This is a genomic window from Desulfobotulus mexicanus (genome assembly GCF_006175995.1).
In the GTDB taxonomy this organism is placed as follows: domain Bacteria; phylum Desulfobacterota; class Desulfobacteria; order Desulfobacterales; family ASO4-4; genus Desulfobotulus; species Desulfobotulus mexicanus.
On the sequence record NZ_VDMB01000022.1, the window covers coordinates 13,768 to 36,157 of the forward strand.

General features: G+C 48.6%; 19 protein-coding genes. 7 read left to right on the forward strand and 12 right to left on the reverse strand.

The window, feature by feature from the left end:
• Window positions 1-352: 352 nt before the first annotated feature.
• Complete coding sequence (locus FIM25_RS13700; protein WP_179953385.1) at window positions 353-1,081, reverse strand: uracil-DNA glycosylase; 729 nt, start codon at window positions 1,079-1,081, stop codon at window positions 353-355.
• Window positions 1,074-2,291: a bifunctional phosphopantothenoylcysteine decarboxylase/phosphopantothenate--cysteine ligase CoaBC gene (coaBC, locus tag FIM25_RS13705; RefSeq protein ID WP_139450376.1), complete on the reverse strand. Its 1,218-nt coding sequence runs from the start codon at window positions 2,289-2,291 to the stop codon at window positions 1,074-1,076. The genes FIM25_RS13700 and coaBC overlap by 8 nt, the downstream gene beginning before the upstream one ends.
• 214 nt (window positions 2,292-2,505) lie before the next feature.
• Here coaBC and FIM25_RS13710 point away from each other — a divergent pair, with 214 nt between their 5' ends.
• The 7 genes from FIM25_RS13710 to FIM25_RS13740 all read left to right on the forward strand — a co-directional run bounded on the left by FIM25_RS13710 (window position 2,506) and on the right by FIM25_RS13740 (window position 10,671).
• A complete protein-coding gene (locus FIM25_RS13710; protein WP_179953386.1) occupies window positions 2,506-4,152 on the forward strand; it encodes a PAS domain S-box protein in 1,647 nt (548 codons plus the stop codon).
• Window positions 4,153-4,362: 210 nt separating this feature from the next.
• Window positions 4,363-5,271 carry an AAA family ATPase gene (locus tag FIM25_RS13715; protein ID WP_139450380.1) on the forward strand — a complete coding sequence of 303 codons (909 nt, stop codon included), beginning with the start codon at window positions 4,363-4,365 and terminating at the stop codon, window positions 5,269-5,271.
• A gap of 19 nt (window positions 5,272-5,290) precedes the next feature.
• Window positions 5,291-6,700: a vWA domain-containing protein gene (locus FIM25_RS13720; RefSeq protein ID WP_139450382.1), complete on the forward strand. Its 1,410-nt coding sequence runs from the start codon at window positions 5,291-5,293 to the stop codon at window positions 6,698-6,700.
• Window positions 6,697-7,833, forward strand: coding sequence for an acyl-CoA dehydrogenase family protein (locus tag FIM25_RS13725; protein WP_139450384.1), 1,137 nt, complete (start codon window positions 6,697-6,699; stop codon window positions 7,831-7,833). The genes FIM25_RS13720 and FIM25_RS13725 overlap by 4 nt, the downstream gene beginning before the upstream one ends.
• Before the next feature lie 60 nt (window positions 7,834-7,893).
• Entirely contained in the window at window positions 7,894-8,277 is a 384-nt protein-coding gene (locus FIM25_RS13730; protein ID WP_139450386.1) for a hypothetical protein, read from the forward strand.
• 214 nt (window positions 8,278-8,491) lie between these two features.
• Window positions 8,492-9,070 (forward strand): xanthine phosphoribosyltransferase, encoded by a 579-nt coding sequence (locus FIM25_RS13735; protein ID WP_139450388.1) that lies wholly within the window; start codon window positions 8,492-8,494, stop codon window positions 9,068-9,070.
• Window positions 9,071-9,183: 113 nt separating this feature from the next.
• Window positions 9,184-10,671 carry an NCS2 family permease gene (locus FIM25_RS13740; protein WP_139450390.1) on the forward strand — a complete coding sequence of 496 codons (1,488 nt, stop codon included), beginning with the start codon at window positions 9,184-9,186 and terminating at the stop codon, window positions 10,669-10,671.
• Window positions 10,672-10,915: 244 nt separating this feature from the next.
• Here FIM25_RS13740 and FIM25_RS13745 read toward each other — a convergent pair whose 3' ends face one another.
• From FIM25_RS13745 to FIM25_RS13790, 10 genes are all read right to left on the reverse strand, one after another.
• Entirely contained in the window at window positions 10,916-12,673 is a 1,758-nt protein-coding gene (locus FIM25_RS13745) for an ABC transporter ATP-binding protein (protein ID WP_246052212.1), read from the reverse strand.
• Window positions 12,673-13,806, reverse strand: coding sequence for a lipid-A-disaccharide synthase (gene lpxB, locus FIM25_RS13750; RefSeq protein ID WP_139450393.1), 1,134 nt, complete (start codon window positions 13,804-13,806; stop codon window positions 12,673-12,675). Before lpxB ends, FIM25_RS13745 begins: the two co-directional genes overlap by 1 nt.
• The gene (locus tag FIM25_RS13755) at window positions 13,803-14,687 is read right to left on the reverse strand and encodes an LpxI family protein (protein WP_246052214.1); all 885 of its coding nucleotides are present in this window, start codon (window positions 14,685-14,687) and stop codon (window positions 13,803-13,805) included. Before FIM25_RS13755 ends, lpxB begins: the two co-directional genes overlap by 4 nt.
• 30 nt (window positions 14,688-14,717) lie before the next feature.
• Window positions 14,718-15,491, reverse strand: a complete 774-nt coding sequence (gene lpxA / locus FIM25_RS13760; protein ID WP_139450398.1) for an acyl-ACP--UDP-N-acetylglucosamine O-acyltransferase — start codon at window positions 15,489-15,491, stop codon at window positions 14,718-14,720.
• Window positions 15,492-15,500: 9 nt separating this feature from the next.
• Window positions 15,501-15,959 carry a 3-hydroxyacyl-ACP dehydratase FabZ gene (gene fabZ / locus FIM25_RS13765; protein WP_139450400.1) on the reverse strand — a complete coding sequence of 153 codons (459 nt, stop codon included), beginning with the start codon at window positions 15,957-15,959 and terminating at the stop codon, window positions 15,501-15,503.
• Window positions 15,956-17,002: a UDP-3-O-(3-hydroxymyristoyl)glucosamine N-acyltransferase gene (gene lpxD / locus FIM25_RS13770; protein WP_139450402.1), complete on the reverse strand. Its 1,047-nt coding sequence runs from the start codon at window positions 17,000-17,002 to the stop codon at window positions 15,956-15,958. The genes fabZ and lpxD overlap by 4 nt, the downstream gene beginning before the upstream one ends.
• Window positions 16,999-17,529 (reverse strand): OmpH/Skp family outer membrane protein, encoded by a 531-nt coding sequence (locus FIM25_RS13775; protein WP_179953387.1) that lies wholly within the window; start codon window positions 17,527-17,529, stop codon window positions 16,999-17,001. The genes lpxD and FIM25_RS13775 overlap by 4 nt, the downstream gene beginning before the upstream one ends.
• A 44-nt stretch (window positions 17,530-17,573) precedes the next feature.
• Window positions 17,574-20,270, reverse strand: a complete 2,697-nt coding sequence (gene bamA / locus FIM25_RS13780) for an outer membrane protein assembly factor BamA (RefSeq protein WP_139450406.1) — start codon at window positions 20,268-20,270, stop codon at window positions 17,574-17,576.
• Window positions 20,271-20,429: 159 nt separating this feature from the next.
• Entirely contained in the window at window positions 20,430-21,158 is a 729-nt protein-coding gene (locus tag FIM25_RS13785; RefSeq protein WP_139450408.1) for an ABC transporter ATP-binding protein, read from the reverse strand.
• Window positions 21,151-22,371, reverse strand: a complete 1,221-nt coding sequence (locus tag FIM25_RS13790) for a lipoprotein-releasing ABC transporter permease subunit (protein ID WP_139450410.1) — start codon at window positions 22,369-22,371, stop codon at window positions 21,151-21,153. The genes FIM25_RS13785 and FIM25_RS13790 overlap by 8 nt, the downstream gene beginning before the upstream one ends.
• Between the last annotated feature and the right edge of the window lie 19 nt (window positions 22,372-22,390).

Sequence of the window (22,390 nt, forward strand, 5' to 3'; positions counted from 1 at the left end):
AAATTTAATCCAAAACTCCAATGCTGTAACTTCAGTATCTTCGTAACATTGCAAGGTACCTTGGCTGTTTGCAAGTGACATTGCAATCGTTTCGGATCAGAGCTTTGAAGGCCTGTGCGACAGAAGCGGCAAACTGTCTGAGCCGCCACAAAGGCAGCATACTAAAGCCTGCCATGGTAATAAAAAAGCTTATCCTGCCTGTGGCGGGGAGTTTTTGCCGCTTCCGCACAGGACAATAAGCTCCCGAATAAGATTGCGTCACGGGCAAATAGCCTGGTGCCTGTGCACCTGCCTGACAGGTGGGGTACTAAAAAAAATGTGCTGAACAATTACAATACAAATATCTCAGAAATTAGAGAGCCAGAAACTCCATAACCTTACGCACATCCTCCCATGTATCCCGCTTCAGCCCCGGATCTTTCAACATATCCGCAGGATGGTGGGTAATCATCAATGGCAGAGACTCAAAGGAAAGAAAGCGACCCCTCAGGCTATGCAGGGGAAGATTTTCACCGGAAAGAAGCTGCCCAGCCCTTTCTCCAAGGGCACAGATAACCTCGGGCCGCAAAAGACGGATGACATCCGAGAGAAAAGCCCTGCAGGGTAAAGATGCATAGGATGGCGAAGTCTGGCCCGGTGACAGGCGGCACATCCTTGTATGGGTCACATAGACCGCATCCGGATTCAGTTTCATGGCCCCCACAATTTTCCAAAGCAGGGCTCCGGCTTCCCCCCCCATGGCACTGCCTTCCCTCAGAGCGGCCCGGTCCGGCATTTCATCCACAAAAAGCACCCGCACACTGCCCGGTGGTGGATGCAGCAGTTTTCCCCGAACAGCAGCAGGAAGACCACAATGGCTGCATGAAGCAACCTTTTTAATCAGCTCAGGAAAATGACCCGGTTTTCCACCCTTCCCCCATTCCGAAAGTATTTCAAGGGTTCTGGGTGAAGCATGCACGCCGTCCAGCCCGAGAAAACGCAGATCATCCAGACAGACTGCAGCATTCTCAAGACCTGCCAGGAGGAGTGCCCGTAAATTTTCTTTGCTGGAATGCGAGCTCATGTTCAGACCATCAGACATGACCATTTCTCCGGGAATGCATGCGGGAAACTATGGCATCCAGAAGTTTATCCGCCACCTTTTCCTTGGGCATGGATTCCAGAGCTTCCTCACTGCCATCGGAGTAAAAAAAGGTCACTGTATTCTGATCCGAACCAAAGGCCGAATCCGGACCGGATACAAGATTACCGACGATCATATCGAGATTTTTCTTTGCAATCTTGTCCTTTGAATAGGCAGAAAGATCCCTTGTTTCCGCAGCAAAGCCCACAAGAAACTGCTGATTTTTCCTCTGTCCAAGGGTTGCCAGAATGTCGGGGTTTTTCTCAAGCTCAATGACAGGCAGGCCATAGGTTTTCTTGATTTTATGATCCGAAGCATTTTTCACATAAAAATCCGCCACAGCCGCCACCTTAATGATAATATCCGCCCCATCCATCCGGCTTTCCATGGCGTGGAGCATTTCCCGGGCGGCCTGCACATGAACAGCCTCAACCCCATGGGGAATGGGGAGATTCACAGGTCCTGTCACCAGGCAAACTTCAGCGCCCCTGTATTCCGCAGCCCTTGCAATGGCATAGCCCATTTTACCAGAGGAATGATTGGAAATATACCTCACAGGATCAATGGCTTCCATGGTAGGTCCTGCGGTCATTAGAACACGCAGCCCCTTTAAGTCTTTGGTACGAAGCAGCTTTTCCAGCCGGTCTGCAATAAAGGCAGGATCAGGTAAACGGCCGGGCCCTGTCACTCCGCAGGCAAGATCTCCGCTGTCCGGCTCCAGAACCGTCATGCCGGAAGCTTCCAGAAGGTCCAGATTCCTCTGGACCGGGCGGGACTCATACATGTTCGTATTCATGGCAGGACAGACCAGAACCGGAGCACGGACCGCCAGCATCAGGGTTGAAAGGGCATCATCTGCAAAACCATGGGCCAGTTTTGCAACACAATTGGCCGTTGCCGGTGCAATGACCACGGCATCGGCCCATTCTGCCCAGTCTATGTGGCGGATGCCACCGCCCTCACCTTCGGCCATCACATCAATATATACAGGAGATCCTGAGATGGCCCGAAAAGTCAAAGGCCCCACAAAAGCAGCTGCATTTTCCGTCATTACCACCCGTACAGAAGCTCCTGCCTTCTGCAGCAGCCGCAGAAGCTCCACAGCTTTATATGCGGCAATGCCACCGGTCACTCCCAGTAATATTTTTTTATTTTCAAGAACGCCCATAATCCCTCCTATATAAAAAAAAATGCTTCTCCGGGTTTCTATGGGATCAATAATTTTATGTCAATGATGGTCTCCCATCCCAAAAAAACAAAACCAGATCTTGCCCTATTTTTTTCTTTGCATTAAAATGTTTAACAATATTATACAAGGGCTTTTCTTGAGACATGCAGTCACTGCCTTCAGATCTTCATTCCACCCCAGCCAAGGACATCCCATGCCTTCCTGCCCCGTGTCACTAAAAGACAACTCCTATGATGGCAGAATTCTCAATGAGCCCTGCTCTGCGGAACTGCAGAAAAGGCTTGTGAATCTTCTGACCACCTCAAGCATAATGACCTCCATGAATCTGCCTGTCCTTCACTACATTGCCGCATGGAAGGATAACAGAACGGATATCTGGTATGAATTTGCCGATCCAAGATTCTGCGGACTCTTCACCAGCCGTTTGCATCTGCTGGCACCAGCCTTCCGTAAAGCCATTGTTGAACAAAAAGTCTACCCTTCTGACTGCGATGCACTGAGGGTTGAAATGCTGGAGCCTCAGGCATTGAATAAGGACAGATCCATTCTGCGCAACAAAAATATTGAAGATGGGATTTCTGAAGCCATTTACAAAGTTAAACTTCAAGACACTTCTCATATATGGCTGAAGGATCAGGCAAGGCTTGAATATTTTCCCGGAGATAAAATTACACTGTCTGTGGGCGTTCTCACGCCGGTATCAAGGGAAATGGCCATGGAAGAAGCCCTGCGCCGGACGGAAAAGGCTTTGAGCCAGAGTGAAAAACAATTCAGGGATCTCTTTGCCCAGAGCAACGATGCAATTTTACTGCTGAATCCTGAAGGCCGCATTCTTAAAGTCAATAAAAAAGCCGAAGAACTTACAGGTCTTTCACAGGAGATGCTTGCCGGAAAACCAGCCTGTGATCTTTTTCCTAAAACCGAACAGGCCCAGATCCGAAAAGTCAGGGATGATATCAGCTCCGGCAGAAGTATCCGCCTTGAAACCCTGATGCTGAAAGATGACGGAACTTTAAGCGTGGATATCAACGCCAGGCAGGTTATCAACACAGACAATCCAATGATTCAGGCCGTTGTGAGGGATATATCCATACATAAGCGCATTGAGGTTGAACGCAGTAAAATCGAAAAGTTTGACATGCTCAAAACCCTTGCCGGCGGTCTGGTCCATGACATGAACAACATGCTTTCGGTGATTATGGGCAATCTTTCTCTGGCAAGCTTTGAAAACGATCTGCCCCAGGGGGTGGCCACACTGCTTTCACGCATTGAAAATGCAACGGCCAATCTGAAAAATATTACCCGCAAGATGCTGGTACTGGCGGATGCGGATACAGGGATGCGTATTCCCGGACAGCTCCATGCATGCATACACAAGGCTCTGGATATGCTGGGAGCCATTCCCCCGCAAGTCCGTCTGCACATGGATATTCCTGTGATTCTCCCGGCCTTTACCATGGACAAAAAAGGACTTTCCGAAGCTTTTGCTTCCATAATGGAAAACAGCCTCGATGCAATGCCAAAGGGCGGCGTACTGTCCATTAAAGTCAAGGGACTTCGCATAGAAGCCTGCGATGACGATGAGCCACTCCTGCTGAATCCGGGGGATTACCTTGCCGTTCATTTCACAGATACTGGCTCAGGCATCATGGAAAAAGATCTTCCAAGAATCTTTGACCCTTATTTTTCCACCAAAAACCGGGATGCCCGCAAAGGGACCGGCCTTGGACTCTCACTTGCCTATGCCGTAATCAAACAGCACGGCGGACAGATCATGCCACTTCCTCAGGAAGAAGGTCAGCAAGGCACCACCATTGCCATTTATCTGCCGCTTTCCTGAAAAATCTCCCGAATTCAGAGCCAACACCATCCTTGCCCTTTTTGATATCCCCTGATATGAGGACTCTTCATCGGAGAATAAAGGGCAGAAAGCCATAAGTTTTATTCTGCCGAAATACACAGCAGGAATCTGAACCCAGAAAAAATAAGACTCCTGCACAAAATAATATTAAATGTTTTTTTATGTTTCTCTTTATAATAAGGAAGTTTCATGGAATTCCGGAGCATCGAACACGTCATCGAAGCCCTGTCCGCATCCCGCTACATTCCTTCAACGGAAATTGCCACAGTGGTATTTCTTGCGGCAGCCACCCAAAAACCCATTCTTGTGGAAGGCCCTGCCGGAGTTGGCAAAACAGAGCTGGCCAAATCCATATCCCTATATCTGGATCGGCCACTTATCCGCATGCAGTGCTACGAAGGTCTGGACGAGTCCAAGGCCCTTTATGAATGGGAATATGCAAAGCAACTGCTTTATACTCAGATGGTGAAGGATAAAATCCATTCCGTAGTGGATTCAGCCGACACCCTGGCAGAAGCCGTAGAAAAAATATCCGAACAGGAAGATGCCTTCTTTTCAGAGCGTTTTCTCCAGGCCAGACCACTTTTGAAGGCCATTCAGTCGGAAAAACCCGTGGTACTTCTCATTGATGAGGTGGACAAGTCCGATCCTGAATTTGAAGCTTTTCTGCTGGAGCTTTTGAGTGATTTCCAGGTTTCCATACCTGAAATCGGGACCATCAAGGCAAAATCCATCCCCTTTGTCCTGCTCACATCCAACAACTACCGTGATATGAGTGATGCCCTGAAGCGCCGCTGCATCCACCTTTTCATTGATTACCCTGAGATTGAAACGGAAAAGGAAATTGTCCGTATGAAAATACCGGGCATTGAAGAGGCCCTTCTGGACAAGCTGGTGCGTACCGTTGCCAACATGAGAAATCTTGATCTGAAAAAACGTCCCTGCATATCAGAAACCCTGGACTGGGCCAGATCCCTCATGATTCTGCAGGCGGATACCATTACGCCGGAGCTGCTGGCATCCACACTGAATATGCTGGTGAAATTTAAAAGTGACGCCGAACTGGTGAAAGAACGCCTCGAAACGGTCATCGCCTGACCAGAAAAGGGCTGCCTCCATGCTTGACATGATCACCAAATTTTCCGCCTGTTGTAAGGCTGCCGGTCTGAAAGTCTCTCCCCTTGAGGTTATCGACTGCATGTCCCAGCTGCGCCACATTGACGCCACTGATGAGGCTGCCTTCCGCAGCCTGCTCATGGCAAATTTTATTAAAAGCCGCAGGGATCAGCCGAGATTCCTTGAAATTTATCACCTTTTTTTCCATGAGCTGCGCACAAGCTTTCAGGATGCAGTAGAAGAAAGTGATGATCCTGAAACACCCAAACAAAAAAGGGTAAAAGAAATCATTGAAAAGATAAGGGAAGAGCTGGGAGAAAACATGGAAGGCCTTGAAAACCTTCTGGATTACCTTGGCGGAGACCCCGAAGACTTTCTCAATGAGGTGCAGGAAATCCACAATATGGTGGAACAGCGCTCCATGGCCATCAAGGTAAAGTCCAACATGGGCCAGCTTTCCAATCGGCTTTCCGTTATGCTCAAAATCAACCAGATCCGGCAAAAAGCCCTGCAACTGGCAGGGGATCTGGATGCAGAAGGCGACACCTTCACCCGAAGGGAAATTGAGGCCTACTTTGCCACCATGCTGGACCGTTCCTTTGATCTTCTGACGAGGGACAAAAGGCCGGATAATATTGCCCTGAAGGAAGTTTCCCGGACAGATCCACGCTTCTTTGATATCGGAGAAAAACCCTTTGCCACCCTAACCCCTGTGGAGATGGAACGCACAAAGGAAATCACGGACAGGCTGGTGCGCAAGCTTAAAGATATGGCCACAAGGCGCTATGCCGCCCGGAACAAGGGCGTACTGGATGTCCGCAAAACCCTGCGCAGGGCCGGACGCTTTCAGGGTGTGCCTTTAGAGCTACATTTCCGGGATAAACCCCTGCGCAAGGGTAAAATTGTTGCCCTTTGTGATGTCTCCGGCTCCGTATGGTCCGTTGCCCGTTTCATGCTGGCCATCCTGTACTCCCTTCAGGAGTGCTTCAACGGCATCAAAAGCTATGCCTTTGTTTCCGATGTGGCGGATATCACGCCCCTTTTCAAAGATAACCCTGTGAACGAGGCCATTGAAAAGGTCTTCTCTGAGTCGGGCATTGATACACGAATGCTTACGGATTACGGCTCAAGCTTTGTCAGTTTTCGGGAACGGCACATGCAGGAACTTTCCACCAAAACCACCCTGCTCATCATCGGTGATGCCCGGAGCAATTACCAGAATCCCCACCAGGAAATTTTAGAAGAAATGCGGGATCGCTGCCGCAGGGTTATCTGGCTCAATCCCGAACCCATGACCACATGGAGCAGCGGGGATTCGGAAATGTTCACCTACAAGGCCCATTGCCATGAAATCCGGCCCTGCAGGAATCTAAATCAGCTTGTCACCTTCATAGAGGAACTTGTACTGTGAGCAAGCAGGAGCTTTTCCATGAACTCTTAGATTTTCCCCATGCCCTGCCGGAGCTGCGCAGCATGGCAGAAGAATTTGCAAGAAATTCAATAGGTCAGTTTCCTGACCTTGCCTGCCAGCATCCCATGCCGCCTGGCATCTGGGAAGAAGCAGGTGAATCCAGCCTTCTGGGCATCGGTATCCCCGTAGAAAACGGGGGGCAGGGTGGCGGATACGCAGACATCGCTGCGGCAGGTGCTGAAATCAGCTTTGCCTCGGCCTGCCCCGGCCTTGCCCTTTCCGTTCTTCTGCATCACCTTACTGCCTCCTTTGTCATAGGAAGTCTTGGAACAAAAGAACAAAGGCTTAAGCTTCTGCCACGCCTTGCCACAGGGAAACTTACTGCTTCCATGGCCATTTCCGAACCCGGAACCGGAGCAAACCCCAAGGGTCTTCGTACAAAGGCGGAAAAAACAGAAAACGGATGGATTCTAAGCGGTCATAAAACCTTTATCACCAATGCCAGTCTTGCCGGTATTTTCATCGTTATGGCCGTTACAGGAGAAAAGGATGGAAAAAAAGCTTTTTCCGCCTTTCTGGTTCCTGCTGAAAGCACAGGGCTTTCTGTCATGGATCTTGGACCTCTGCCCTTTTTCCGGCCCGCTCCCCACGGAGAAATCCGTCTCGACGAGATAGAACTTCCCTATACTGCCCTTCTGGGCGAAGAGGGGAAAGCCCTTGATATGCTTGCAAAAACATTCAGAGGAATTGAAGATGCACTCATGGCTGGAGCCGTGGCAGGGGGGCTTGCAGCCCTTCTTTACAGGTGCTGCAGGGATCTGAAAGAGGGTCATGTCAATCTGGATGAAAAGCATATGGCAATGGGTCTGATACAGGCCCGTATTGCAGGGCTTTCTGCCATGGCTGCCCGTGCAGCCCAGAGCCAGCCACCTTCCCCTGTGGCAAATCGTCTCAACCTTGCCATACGCAATATGGCCGCAGAAATACTCCGGGAACTCCGCAACACCACAGAGGGCTGCAGCCTTCAGACGGACACCCTGCTTCTTTTCAAGGATATGGAAAAATCCGGCAGTATTGCAGGCAATGTGGCAGCCATAAGACAGGCACAAATGGGGAAAATTCTGCTGGGCTGACAGGCAGATTTTCCATGGAATGGGCTAAAAACCTGAAAATCCGATTAAAAAGGAGACAGGGTGCATAGCATTCAGGCAGACATCTTAAAAAACCGACTTTACCTCACCCTTGGGAATATCTCCAGTAAAAAAGAAATTCAAAATATAGAAGTACTGGTACTTCAGCAGGTTAAGCACCTTAAACAGGGCTTTACCTGCATCAGTGACCTGAGAACCTTCTGTATGGAAAAAAGCTTAAGCGATAATTTCATGCAGGAAATTCAGGAAATTCTCTGGGACAGCGGCGTCAGGGCAGTAGCCCGCATCAGCCCCATAAGAGAATGCAAGGGTCATTTTCGCTTTGAAAAAGGTTCAGCCCTGTGGCCGGGCTATAAAATTATTCCCGTGGCAAGCCTTGAGGAAGCAGAAGAGAAACTGGATAGTCTTGATACTCCCTCAGTATGAAGGTCTGATATTCAGCATATTTTGTTCTTAAATTCCAGAACTGACGCTTCAGCTCCTTAATAGCGGTGCAAGACCTGCCCCTTCCGATTGTATTTTTTCAAAATATGGTTCATAAGTTGCTACCGGATCATTTCAAGGTTTTCGGAAGAAATGCCGTGTTTTTTTCAATGCATATGGATTGTCTTTTTTTTATAAAGAAAAACAGGAGATTAAAGTGAAATTACTGGAGGATAAAATTGTAAAAGAAGGACAAACCATAGGCGAGCATATTTTAAAAGTAGATCATTTTTTAAACCACCAGCTGGATATTGAACTTTTAAATGCCATTGGTAAAGCTTTTAAGGAACGCTTTAAAGAAGAACACATTACAAAAATTCTTACAGCAGAAGTATCTGGAATTGCCATTGCGGCAATTACAGCACAGCATTTTAAAGTACCTGTGGTCTTTGCCAAAAAAAGCGAATCGCTGAATCTGGATAAAGAAACCTATGAGGGGCATGTTTACTCTTATACCAAAGAAAAAAACTATAAAATCAGGGTTTCAAAAAAATATCTGCTCTCAGATGACCGGGTTTTAATCATTGATGACTTTCTGGCCAAGGGCGAAGCCATTAAAGGCCTCTGGGAAATTGTGGAAAGTGCTGGAGCATATCTTGTGGGAGCAGGCGTGGTCATTGAGAAATATTTTCAAGGCGGCGGGAACAAACTCAGGGAAAAGGGCCTGAACATTCAGGCGCTGGCCAGCATCACCTCACTGAAGAATGGTCAGATCACCTTTTTAGAGAACCGGTAAAAGATTTTTATAATTTTGCCTTTTCTGCATTTCTTCAAATTTCATATCTGATTACAGGATTTTACGGTGAACTCCATAATAATTATCTACATTAAACGGGGGGAAATATTTTTGTGAAAACAGTACATTATCCATTATTCAAGAGAGAAGACCTGGATGGCTTCTTTGCTTTGTTCCAAAACAACCTGGCAAACTTTGTCATAATTGCCATTACCATGCTTGCCATGGGATATCCTGCAGCTATTGTTTACGGAAAAGTTATTCCAGGTGTGGCCATGGCAGTTCTCTTCGGAAATCTCTACTATGCTCACATGGCAAAAAAACTGGCTGAAAAGGAAGGACGCACTGATGTAACAGCCCTTTCCTATGGCGTCAGTACACCTGTTATGTTCATTTATCTCTTTGGGGTTTTAAAGCCAGCCCTTGTCCTTACGGGTGATCCTGAACTGGCATGGAAAATTGGTCTGGCCGCCTGTTTCCTCGGAGGCGTCATAGAGGTACTGGGCAGCTTTATCGGTAAGTGGGTGCATTCCAGACTGCCCAGAGCCGCCATGATGGGTGCCCTGGCCGGTGTTGCCTTTGCTTTCATCGGCGGAGAACTTTTTTTCAGAACCTATGAAATGCCCGTGGTTGGCTTGATTGTTATGACCATAATTCTGATCGGGCTGATTACCAAAAAACCCATGCCCTTTAAGATTCCGGCGGCACTTTTTGCAATTGTCATCGGCACCTTTATAGCCTACAGCATAGGCAATTCAAACCTTGGTCAGATTAAAGAGGGTTTTTCCGCCTTTGGATTTTACCTGCCCATCCCCACCCTTGGACTCTTCCACGGTCTTCAGCTGCTTTCAACCGAAATGATCGGCCTTTTTGCCATTCTGCTGCCCATATCCATATACAATTTCATTGAGACCATGAACAATGTGGAAGCCATGGCCTCCGCAGGGGACCGTTACAGCGTACAGGAAGCACAGGCGGCAGATGGTACTGGTACCATTATTGGAACCATTTTCGGCGGTGTTTTCCCCACCACTGTATATATTGCCTCCATCGGATCCAAATGGATGAACGCAGGCCGGGGCTACTCCATTCTGAACGGTTTTGTGTTTCTCTTTGCTTCCGTTTTCGGCATAATTGCAGCCATGGCTTCGATTATTCCCGTACCGGTCATTGCCCCAATCCTGGTTTTTGTGGGCATATCCATGATCTCCCAGGCCTTTGACTCCGTCGAAAACAAACATTATCCTGCCGTTGTCATTGCAATGTTTCCCTACTTTGCCAACTACATCATGACCCGCTTTAATTTTGCAGCAGGCGAAGCTGTTGCCAACCTCTCCCATGCCATAGTACCCTTGGGACAGGGAGCCATGTTCACAGGGCTTATATGGGGCTCCATTCTGGTCTGCCTTATTGATGAAAGCTACAAAAGAGCCTCCGCCTTTGCCCTCGTCGCAGCGGCCCTGAGTGTGACAGGTTTTATGCATGCACCAAGGCTTGCCTTCAATATATCGAGCGAATATGCCTTGGGCTACGGGCTGATGGCTGTCATGCTAATGGGTTTTCATTTTCTATATCGGAAAAACCATACTGCAGAAGATTAAAGTCAATCGCTTATCCCATGTAGAATAAAAAACGAAAAACGGGCAGGGGATAGAAATCCCGCCCGTTTTTTAATTTTTTAAGATAAGTATCATACGTCAGACGAATGCACACAAACCAAGGCTATTTGCCCGTAACGCCAAAAGTCAGGATGAGCTTTTTGACCACCATAGCAGGCTTGACCACTCAAGGCTGTAGAAAAAAACCCAGATCCTGACTCCAGAACAAGCAGGAGAATCAGATCCTTTATGCATCCATTTCCCCTTGATCTGAAAACTGCATCCGGTAGAGCCTGGCGTAGGCCCCCTTTCTGGCAAGAAGTTCATCATGACGTCCCATTTCCACCACCTCTCCGTTCACGAGTACAGCAATGGCATCGGCCCGTACAATGGTGGAAAGACGATGGGCAATGACAAAGGTGGTCCGACCCTGCATGAGATTATCCAAGGCCTTCTGCACAACCTGCTCTGCCTCAGTATCCAGAGCTGATGTGGCCTCATCCAGAATCAGAATGGGAGCATCCTTAATCAACGCCCTTGCAATACAGATCCGCTGCTTCTCTCCACCGGAAAGCCGGTTACCCAGCTCTCCGATATGGGTATCATAGCCATTGGGCATCCTCAGGATGAAATCATGGGCATAGGCTGCCTTTGCCGCCTGCTCAATCTCCTCATCCGTGGCAAAGGGTCTGCCATAAATGATATTGGCCCGGATACTGTCATTGAAAAGAATGGGCTCCTGGGTAACCACTGCAATCTGGGCGCGCAGGGAATCAATGGAAAAATCCCTGATATCCACACCACCAATACGTATACTTCCTGAGGAAACATCATAAAAACGGGGGATAAGATTCACAAGGGAAGTTTTACCTCCACCGCTCATGCCCACCAAGGCCAGTACTTCTCCGGAACGCACCTCCAGAGAAACATCCCTGAGAACCTTCTTTCCATCTTCAGTATAGGCAAAGGACACATTTTCAAAGGACACATCCCTGGATCCGGATGTTAGCAGAAGGGGATTTTTCTTTTCCTCTATATCGGACTTTTCATTCAAAATACTGAAAATTCTGTCTACGGCAGCAAGACCTTCCTGCAGGGCATTATTAAGCTTGCTCATTTTCTTTACAGGATCATAGAGCATCAGCACGGCAGCCAGAAAGGAAACAAAGGTTCCAGGCGTATAAATACCCTGAATAACACGCAGGCCTCCGTACCAGATGATAAAGGCAATCCCCACACCGGCAAGAAATTCCATTACGGGAGAAGACATGGATTTGGCAATGGCCTGACGGATTTCAAGACGGAAAAGGCTCTGGGTTTTTGCATGGAAACGTTTTTTTTCATAGGCTTCCATGCCGAAAGCCTTGACAATCTTATTGCCCGTAAAGGTTTCATGGAGAAAGGCATTCATCTCCGCCATGGCTTCCTGGCACCCTGTACTGGTTTTACGGACTTTTCTGCCAAAATAGACGATGGGATAAAATGCGGCAGGCAGCACCAGAAAAGCAATAATGGCAAGTTCCCATATCTGATAAAAGGTATAGGCCACAAGGAAAATGATGGTGAAAAAATCACGAAGGGAGCTTGTAACCACACTGGAAACCATGCTGCGTACAAGATTGACATCATTTGTAATGCGGCTCATGAGGACGCCAGTGCGCTCATTCTGAAAAAACCTTAAGGGCAAATCCACAATACGGTCATAAAGCCCATTGCGGAAATGACGGATGATCACCTGTCCCACATAATTTAAGAAAAACTCCTGACCATACATACCAAGGCCCCGGAGAGTAAAAACCACAAGAACGGCTCCGGGAATGATGTAGAGCTTCATGGCATCCCGGTTCATGAAAATATCATCCAGAACCGGTTTTATCAGCCATGCGGAAGCCACCGATGTCAGGGAAACCACCAGCATGGAAAACATGGCCAGAAAAAGCCGCCATTTGCTCTCCAGTACCAGGGCCATTACCTTTTTGTGGCGTTCTTCAACCTTTAAAGGCATCAGCTGTCTCCCAGCATGGAAAGGGCAAGACCTGCCGTACGTTCTGCAACACCGGGACTGCCCAGGGCAGCCCGGACTTCGGACAAGGCATGGTGGTGGAGCTTTCTGCGATCCTTATCCTGCAATAACATACATACCGCTTCACATACTTTTTCAGGTGTGGCATTTTCCTGAAGAAGCTCCGGCATTATCTCTGCCCCGGCAATGAGATTGGCAAGGCCTGCATAGGGTACATTAACAACCCTTCGGGCAACGGCGTAACTCAGTGCAGACATACGGTAAACGAGAACTCCCGGAACTCCGGCCAAAGCCGCTTCCAGGGTAACGGTGCCGGATACAGCAGCAACAACATCTGCTGCGTCAAGAACGGGATAGGCCCCGCTGACAACCTCCATATGGGAAGGTGCGCCGGAGGCAGCTGCCCATGCCTGAATATCGGCAAGGTGGGTTCCGGGGGCAGCAGAAAGAATAAAACGTGCTCCGGGTATTTTTTGGGAAATCAGTTCCGCCGCCTCACAGAGGACAGGAAGCATTCTGCGTATTTCTCCGGGTCTGGAGCCGGGCAAAAGGCCAATAACAGGATTTGAGGCAAGCACATCATCAGGCCGCATTTCCCTGAATTCAGGTGCCTGATCCATCAGGGGATTACCCACATAAACCGCCTGATCCACCCCCCTTTCCTGAAACCACTCCACTTCAAAGGGAAAAATCAGAGCCAGCTTGTCCACCCTTTCCGCAATCTGCTGAACACGGGAAGAGCGCCATGCCCATACCTTGGGACTTATATAATAAAGAACAGGAATATGATTTTTTTTTGCTTCCTGGGCCAGACGCAGATTAAAGCCAGGATAGTCAATCAGTATAAGAAGATCCGGTCTTAAAGAAGCCAGAATCATTTCCGCAGTTTTATATACTTTACGGATTTTTAAAAAACTCCCAATAACTTCGGTGACACCCATCACCGCAAGACCGGAACTGTCTGCCACAGGGCGCATTCCTGCCCTGCGCATCTGGTCTCCTCCGATACCACAGAAAAAAATCTGAGGATCCTTTTCAGCCATGGCTCTGATGAGAGCCGCACCATGCAGATCACCCGAAGCTTCGCCGGCCACAAGCATAACAGTCCGGTTCATGCAGCCCCCTTTTCGGATAAAAGCATTGCCAGATTTTCCGGATCTTCAATACCAAGAACACAGATACCCAGCCTGTCCGCCTCAGCAACAAGGACATCCCTTTCCAGTGCCAGGGTTTTTCCTGCCTCAAGGACCAGAACAGCTACTCCGGATTCCGCCATTATACGTATGGTCTCCGGTCCCACTGCAGGTATATCAAAGCGCATGTCCTGTCCCGGCTTGGCAACCTTCACCAGCACTGCATTGCCACGGCCAAGGTCTCCACCCCTGCGGATAGTGGCATCGGTTCCGTCAATGGCTTCAACGGCCAAAACAGACCCCCCGCCTGCCACAACACACTGGCCCACATCCAGCTCACCTATACGGCGGGCCACTTTCCAGGCAATTTCAATATCCGATGCAGCACCTTTGGGCAGACGGGTCCGGGTCCAGAGACCCGGTGGAGATAAAAGCTCCGGCAGCATAGCCGTAGAATCCACAACATGAATACCATGGTCTGCAAGGATACCGGCAAAAAGCCGCAGAACGCCGTCATCGTGGCTGTGCCGCATACCGGCCATAGCCCTTATGGCAAGCATATCCGGCCTTACGTCCACAAACATTCGCGTCTTCCGGATACCTCCCATCATTACAACGGTATCCACATCCTTATCCTTAAAGAAACGGATGATTTTTTTTACCTGCCCCAGATATACCCATCGAAAAGCCTGGGAAAGATTTTCAAGGCAGACATCTCCTTCTCCGCGGAAAGCCACAGTAAAAACGGAAAAACCCTGTGCTGCGGCTTTTTTAACAAAGGTCACCGGAAAAGAACCATTTCCTGCAATGACACCAATACGTTTCTCACGATGGCTGCTACTGCCAGGGTCGCTGCTGTCCAAGGGACGCCGCCTCTCCTTTCTCATACCGGACTAGCGGGTAATTCCACGGTCCGAATTTTTTATGAAATCAATAAACTCACAGACCTCTGGAATCATTTCCACACTGGCCCTTACCCTTTCAATGGCTTCTTTAAGGGTAAGGCCATATCGAAAGATAATTCTGTAGGCCTGTTTCAGATGCTTTAAAGTTTCTTCAGGAAATTCCCGCCTGCGAAGCCCTACCTTGTTCAATCCATGAAGGGTAGCCCTGTCACCCGATGCAATGACAAAGGGTGGGATGTCCTTTACCACGGCGGATTTTCCACCAATGTAGGCATGGTCCCCCACCTTCACAAACTGATGCACCGCAGCAAGACCGCCAACAATTACGTGATCTCCCAGGGTAACGTGACCCGCAAGGGTGGCATTGTTGGAAAGAATCACCCCTTTTCCCGTATGGCAGTCGTGGGCCACATGACAATAGGCCATGAGAAGATTTTCTTCTCCCACTGAGGTCAGACCTCCACCAAGTCCCGTACCCCTGTGAAGGGTGGCAAATTCACGGACTACCGTCTTTCGCCCCACTTTGAGCCAGGATTTTTCTCCCCTGAATTTAAGATCCTGAGGATCTCCGCCAACGGCGGCATAAGGGAAAATAACGCAATCCGGACCGATTTCCGTATAGTTATCAACCATGGAATAGGCACCAATACGGGTTCTGGCACCTATACACACATGTTCCTTTACAATGGCAAAGGGCCCGATTTCCACTTCATCGCCAATTTCTGCCCCTGCATCCACAATGGCTGTGGGATGAATAGCCATAGTACATTCCTAATCTCCCAGAACGGCCATAAACTCAGCTTCCACGGCTTTTACACCATCTACCGTAGCCACACCGCGCATTCTTACCGCTCTGGATTTCAATTTAATAAGGGTCACTTCCATCCGGATCTGATCTCCTGGAAGCACTTTACGCCGGAAACGGGCCTTGTCCGCACCCGTAAGAAGGAGAGGGTATTGTCTTTTTTCTTCAGGCCATGAAGCAAAGGCCAGAATACCACCTGCCTGGCCCATGGCTTCCAGAATCAGGACACCGGGCATAATTGGAAAGCCCGGAAAATGTCCTGAAAAAAAAGGTTCATTGATACTTACATTTTTTATGGCACAGATGGATTTGCCCACTTCCAGTGACAAAACCCTGTCCACCAGAAGAAAAGGATAACGATGGGGAAGAATATCAATAATATCAATAATATCAATTCCACCATGTCCTTCTGCATCCACGCTCATGTTTCAGCCCCTTCTTTATGGTCCATATCCAGCTTCCTTTCCAGGGCTGTAATGCGCCGACGCATTTCCGGCAGCCTTGGCAGAATGCGCTGTACCTTGAGCCATTGACGGTGGGGCATTTCAGGTGCGCCGCTCACAATCTGACCATCGGCTACATCATGAGCAACTCCTGCCATGGGTCCTACCTGCACTCCGTCTCCGATGCGGATATGTCCTGACACACCAACTTTACCCGCAAGGATACTGTTTTTACCCACCTGAGAACTGCCTGCAATTCCCACCTGAGCCACCAGAAGGGTATTCTCACCAATCTGGACGTTGTGACCTATATGCACCTGATCATCCAGTTTTACACCCCTGCCGATGCGGGTCAGGCCGAAAGTACCCCGGTCCAGAGTGCAGCCAGCGCCGATCTCCACATCATCCCCCAGCTCAACGGAACCAAGATGGGGAATTTTCTCCCAACTACCTGACCTGGGGGCAAAACCGAAGCCATCGGAACCTATGACAGAGCCGCTGTGAACACGAACCCGGTTGCCCAGCCTTGTACCCGGATACAGGGTTACATTGGGATAAATTACGCAGTGGTCTCCCAACACACAACCATCGCCTATAACACTGTTGGCTCCGATACGGCAGCCCTCGCCCATCTTTACATTGCTACCGATCACCACAAAGGCATCGGTAAAAAGATTGCCTTTACAGATAAAGTTCCCGCCTACTGAGGTGCTGGCATGAATGCTGTTACAGGGTTCAGGATCAGTATAAAAGAACTGTAAAATTCTGGCAAAAGCCCAGTAGGGTGCATCAGAGATCAGATAATTCCCCTTTGGAAGATTTTCCTGAACACCCTCACCCACAATAAGGGCCCCTGCCCGGGAAGAAGCCGCCTGACGGAGATATTTTGCGTTCATGGCCAGTGAAATATCTTCAGGCCCTGCACTTTCAAGGGGAGCAATACCCCTGACTTCAAAGGAGGGATCACCTGAAACCTGACCTTCGCAGATTCCTGCAAGCTCACCCAGCATAACCCTTTTTTTCATGACCCGCTTTTTCCGTATTTTTCGTCATGTTTGAGAATGAGACGTTCTGTGATATCCACACGATCCGGAGCATAGACAACACCAATATTTTCCAGAATCAGAAGATAGTTCTCCTTTTCACCGATCTCCTGAATAAGCTCCCGGACCTGGCCCTGAATCCTTGCCATAATTTCATTCTGCTGCTGGTTAAAGGAGCGGGTAAAACGCTGTTCCATGTTTCTTAAGTCCATGGCTTTAATCTGCAGATCGCGCTCCCGCTGGCTTCTAGCTTCATCGGAAAGCACCATGGCCTCCCGCATCAGGCTGTCCCGGAGTTTTTCTATCTCGTTCTTTTTGACCTCCAGCTGTGCTTCCAGTTTTCTGGCTTCTTCAGCCACCTGATTTTTAGCCTGCTGTCCGGACTTTGAGTTTTTCAGGAAGGTTTCAAAATCAAACACTCCTATTTTCGCCACATCTGCGGCAAAAGCAGTTCCTGCAAACATAAAAGCGAGTATGAGTGCCTGTATTCCACGGGTCAATTTCATCATAGCCTTCTTCCTTTCTTCGTAATCTATACGTTTTTTAACCTTTATTAAAATGCACCACCCATGGTGAATTCCCATCGAGCACTCTGCTTGGATCCGTCAATTTTATTCTTTGGGATCCCATATTCAAGACGGATGGGACCAATGGGAGAAAACCAGCGAATACCATAACCAACACTTCTTTTTATGCCATCCGTAGTGATTCTTTCGTCCGTATCATAGACATTTCCAAGATCATAAAAAACAAGACCCATAAGTCCGGCGTCCCTTACCAGCGGAAAAATAAATTCAAAATTGGCCTGCATGAACTTATCGCCACCCTTGTTCTTCCGGTAAGAGACTGTTTTTGTCTCCACACCCGTAACATTTCCATCGGAATCCCGGATAACCTGATCATAGGTGTAGTCACCATCATAATAAACGGCAATATCACGCCAGCGGTAACCCCTCACGGAGTTCAACCCCCCAAGATAAAATTTTTCATAATCCGGCAGATGACCGTCGCTGTTTTTATGAACGTATCCGGTTTCACCATGCATGAAAAAAACCGTTTGCCAGAAAAGGGGAAAATACCATCCAACCTCCGCCAGATATTTTGTAAAAGCAATATCCCCCCCCAGAGGACCACCTGCATGTTTCACAGTCAGCCTGTGGTTAGACCCTTCGGAAGGATTAAAAAGACGGTTGGTGGAATCATAATTCAAACCCAGAGTCATGGTACTGGCAAGACTTAAGGGTTCCATGGCCAGAATATCCTCATTGACCAGCTGCTGCTTGCCCGAATCCACTTTTACATCAAAACTTTCAATACCATAAGACATAAAGGCACGGGTATAATCCCATACGGGGTAACCAAGCCTTACAGTACCTCCAGTACTTTTCTTTGTATAATCATTATATTCCCTGTCCCAGTTATACACATCAAAACCGGCGGAAAGGGGTTTATCAAAGAGATAGGGTTCCGTAAAACTTAAGGTATACCTTGTGGATGAACTGCTCACATCCGCCCGCAGGTTAAGGGTCTGTCCCTTACCCCTGAAGTTCCGCTGGGTCACGGAAACCTGACCGAAGAGATTATCCTGGGAGCTGTATCCTGCACCAAAGGTGAACATACCAGTGGGTTTTTCCTCCACACTGACCAGAAGATCCACCTTCTCAGGATCCGGCGTACTTTTGATATTCAGCTGCACATCTTCAAAATAATCCAGCCGATTCAGGTTACGCGCAGCCCTTCTGATTCTGCTTCCACTGTAGAGCTCCTGTTCCAGCAGAGGAATCTGTCTTCGGATTACCTTATCACGGGTCTTTACATTGCCCGTAATTTCTATACGGTCTATGTACACCTGTTTTCCCTGACGAACAGAATAAAGGATGTCCACAACCCCGGCCTCATCATCCTTGCGCAGCTGGGGAAATACATCAGTATTTGCATATCCCGCATCTCCGTAAAGATCCGTAAGTGCCATCATATCCTGATGCACCACATCCCTTTTGTACCACTCTTCTTTTCCAATGGCAGTAATCGACAGCAGTACATCCTCAGAAAAAAGCTGATCTCCCTCCACGGAGACTTCTCCGATACGATAGCGCTGTCCTTCAACAATTCTGAACATAACCCTGGCTTCGGGGCCTTCAAAGGTTATTTCCGGATCAGAAACCCTGGCATCCACATAGCCTTCATTATGATAAAAAGCCGTAAGCCTTGCAGAGGCATGCTGCACCGCCTCCTTTTTCAATTCTCCTGAACCCGTAAGCCATGAAAAAAACCCCTTCTCCGAAAGACCTGTCTGTTTTCTCAGCTGCCTCTCGGTAAAGCTCTCACGGCCCTCAAAAACAAGTTCTGTCACCTTGACCTTTTCACCTTCTGAAATAACAAAAACAAGGTCTGCCTGATTGTTATCCAGCTCCCGGATTTCATAGTTCACTTCCGAGTGGTGATAATTTTTGCTTCGGTACAGGTCCCGAATCCGCTCTATATCCCGCCTAACCTGGAAAATATTGAGAATTGACCCGGTTTTTGTGGTCACAACTTCCATAACCTTGTCATCTTTATATACCCTGTTACCCCGTATAAAAATCTGACGTACCGTGGGTTTTTCCTGAACCGTGAAAATAACAACCTTGCCGACATCCCTTTCTTCCACAGCCACACGAATATCGTCAAAATAGCCCATGGCATAAATTGCTTCAAGATCATCGGAAAGGGCTTTTTGCAGATACACATCTCCCGGGCCACTCTGAATAACCCGAAGAATGGCATCACTTTCTATGCGCTGATTCCCCACAATCTCCACAAGGGCAACGGTTTCTTTGCCCACAAGGAAATCCGCGACCTTACGTGACAGACTGGCAGATGCCAGAAAAAGCGTATCTACGGAAGATCCCTCCTCCACAATACGTCGCTCCATACCTTCAGAAAACAATCTGCCGGAAAGACGGAAACCCCCGTTTTCCAGAATAAGACGACCCCAGACAGCGGATTCAGCACCCACGGATGCCATGCTTTTCCGCACATCTTCAAGATCTTTTCCAGGATCATTCCCGATCTGGGAAGAAAGCCCCGCAGCCGTCAGTTCACGGGCCACCCTATCCGCCACCTGTTTTCCTAAGCTTACGGAACGAAGATCTCCTTCCACGGAAAAAGGTGCAATCCATACCTGCGGAGAATCCGCAGCACACACACTAATATTTCCCAGCATCATCAGCAAAAGCAGCCAAAAGCCACAGACAGAACTCCGATTCATACAACCATCCTCTGGTGTCAATGCCCCTAAGGTTTAAAATGGCAAAAAAAAAGTACCGAAACAGCCCACTGGCTATACTTCAAAAAAAACACAATGAAAAGAAAAGCTGTACTTTATGTGCGCCATCATAAGAGCCACACAGTCTACGGCTTTAGCAAATCATGGAGTGAAAACCAAACCATTCGCAGCATGAACCGGTATATCCCCGTCAACAACCAGCCCATCCCGCAGAGTTATCTGTGTCTGCATCATCCCTGCCAGCTCCATATTGTGGGTTACCACAACAAGGGCACATTTTTTTTCTGCATGTATTTCCAAAAGCAGTTCATGGACCTTTCTGCTGTTATCAATATCCAGATTGCCTGTGGGTTCATCAGCAAAAAGAAAGGGCGGAGACATAACAAGGGCCCTGGCAAGAGCAGCCCGCTGCTGCTCTCCTCCGGAAAGCTGGGAGGTTCTGTGATGCATACGATGAGAAAGGCCCATCCGGTCAAGGAGTTCCTCGGACCTCCCCCTGGCTTCTGAAATAGCAATACCTGCTATACGGGCAGGCATCATGACATTCTCCAAAGCAGTAAACTCCGGGAGCATATGGTGAAACTGAAAAACAAAGCCCATAACCCCATTACGGACCCTTGCCAGCCCTGCATCATCAAGGGACAGAATATTGCGGCCATTAAGCAGCAACTTCCCGGCATCAGGACGATCCAGAGCACCCATAATATGCAGCAGTGTGGATTTTCCAATACCCGAAGGGCCTACGATGGCAATGGTGTCTTTACGGCTTACCGTCCAGTTCACATCTTTGAGCACGGGGACAGGCTGTACACCATCAAGGAAGGTTTTGTGCACACCGCAAAGCTCAAGAATATCCCTGCAATCATCCATAACGGATACCCTCCACAGGATCAAGACGGGAAGCCTGCATGGCAGGATACAGGGTTGAAAGAAAACATATCAGCAGGGAAGCCAGGCCAATTGCCGTGACATCACTCCATTCGAGAAGAACAGGAAGGGTTGTGAAGGGATAGGCTTCGGGAAGGCGGATAATGGGATAACGTTCCAGAAACAGGCAGAGGGCAACACCTGAAACAACACCGAAAAAAGTACCCAAAATGCCTATAATCATCCCCTGAATTACAAAAATTCTCCGGATCAACGCCCGGCTGGCCCCCATGGCCATGAGGATGGAGATATCCCTTGTTTTTTCCATCACCATCATAATGAGAGAGCTGGCAATATTAAAAGCCGCCACAAGAATAATCAGGGTAAGAATGATGAACATGGCCGTTTTTTCAAGCTTCAGGGCAGAAAAAAGGCTTTTGTTCATCTCCATCCAGTTGCGGGTCCAGTAGCCCCAGCCAAATTCATCCTGAATCCTTTTCCCAAGCTCTTCCGCTGCATACACATCATCAATCCAGATACCAATGCCAGTCACCTTTTCTCCCATGCCCAGAAGCCTTGATGCCTCATCCATGCGAATGTAGCAAAGGGCACCATCATACTCAAACAGGCCGGAAGAAAAAAAACCACTTACCTGAAAACGGCGGACCTTGGGCAGCATTCCCACGGGAGAAAGCATGAATTCCGGAGACATGACCTGCACAGTATCTCCAATGGCAACTTTAAGTTCAGCAGCAAGGGTTCTGCCCAGGATAATACCGGGGGCATTACCTGACTCCGCATCCTTCAGCTGCTCAAGAAGACTCTCTCGATCTATCCCTTCAATGGCCACGCGTTGTGCTTCCGGATCAATGCCCCGTAAAAAGGCACCTCCCATCCCACCGGATGTCCTGAGAACCACCTTACCATAAACAAAGGGAGCCGTAGCTGAGACCTGTGGGAAAGCACGGATTCTTTCCTGGGCTTCATGGGGGTTCTCCAGACCGCCCCCCTGTCCCATGAGAAGAATATGGGGTTCCAGGCCCAGAATCCTTTCCCTGAAATCCCTTTCGGCGCCACTCATCACGGCAATCACCACCACCAGGGCCATTACACCCAAGGCAACACCAAAAACCGAAAGGATGCCCGTCAGGGAAATAAAACCCTGTTTTCTGCGGGCACGAAGATATCTTCCTGCAATAAAAAGTTCCAGGGACATAGGGGATATGAGGTCGCCT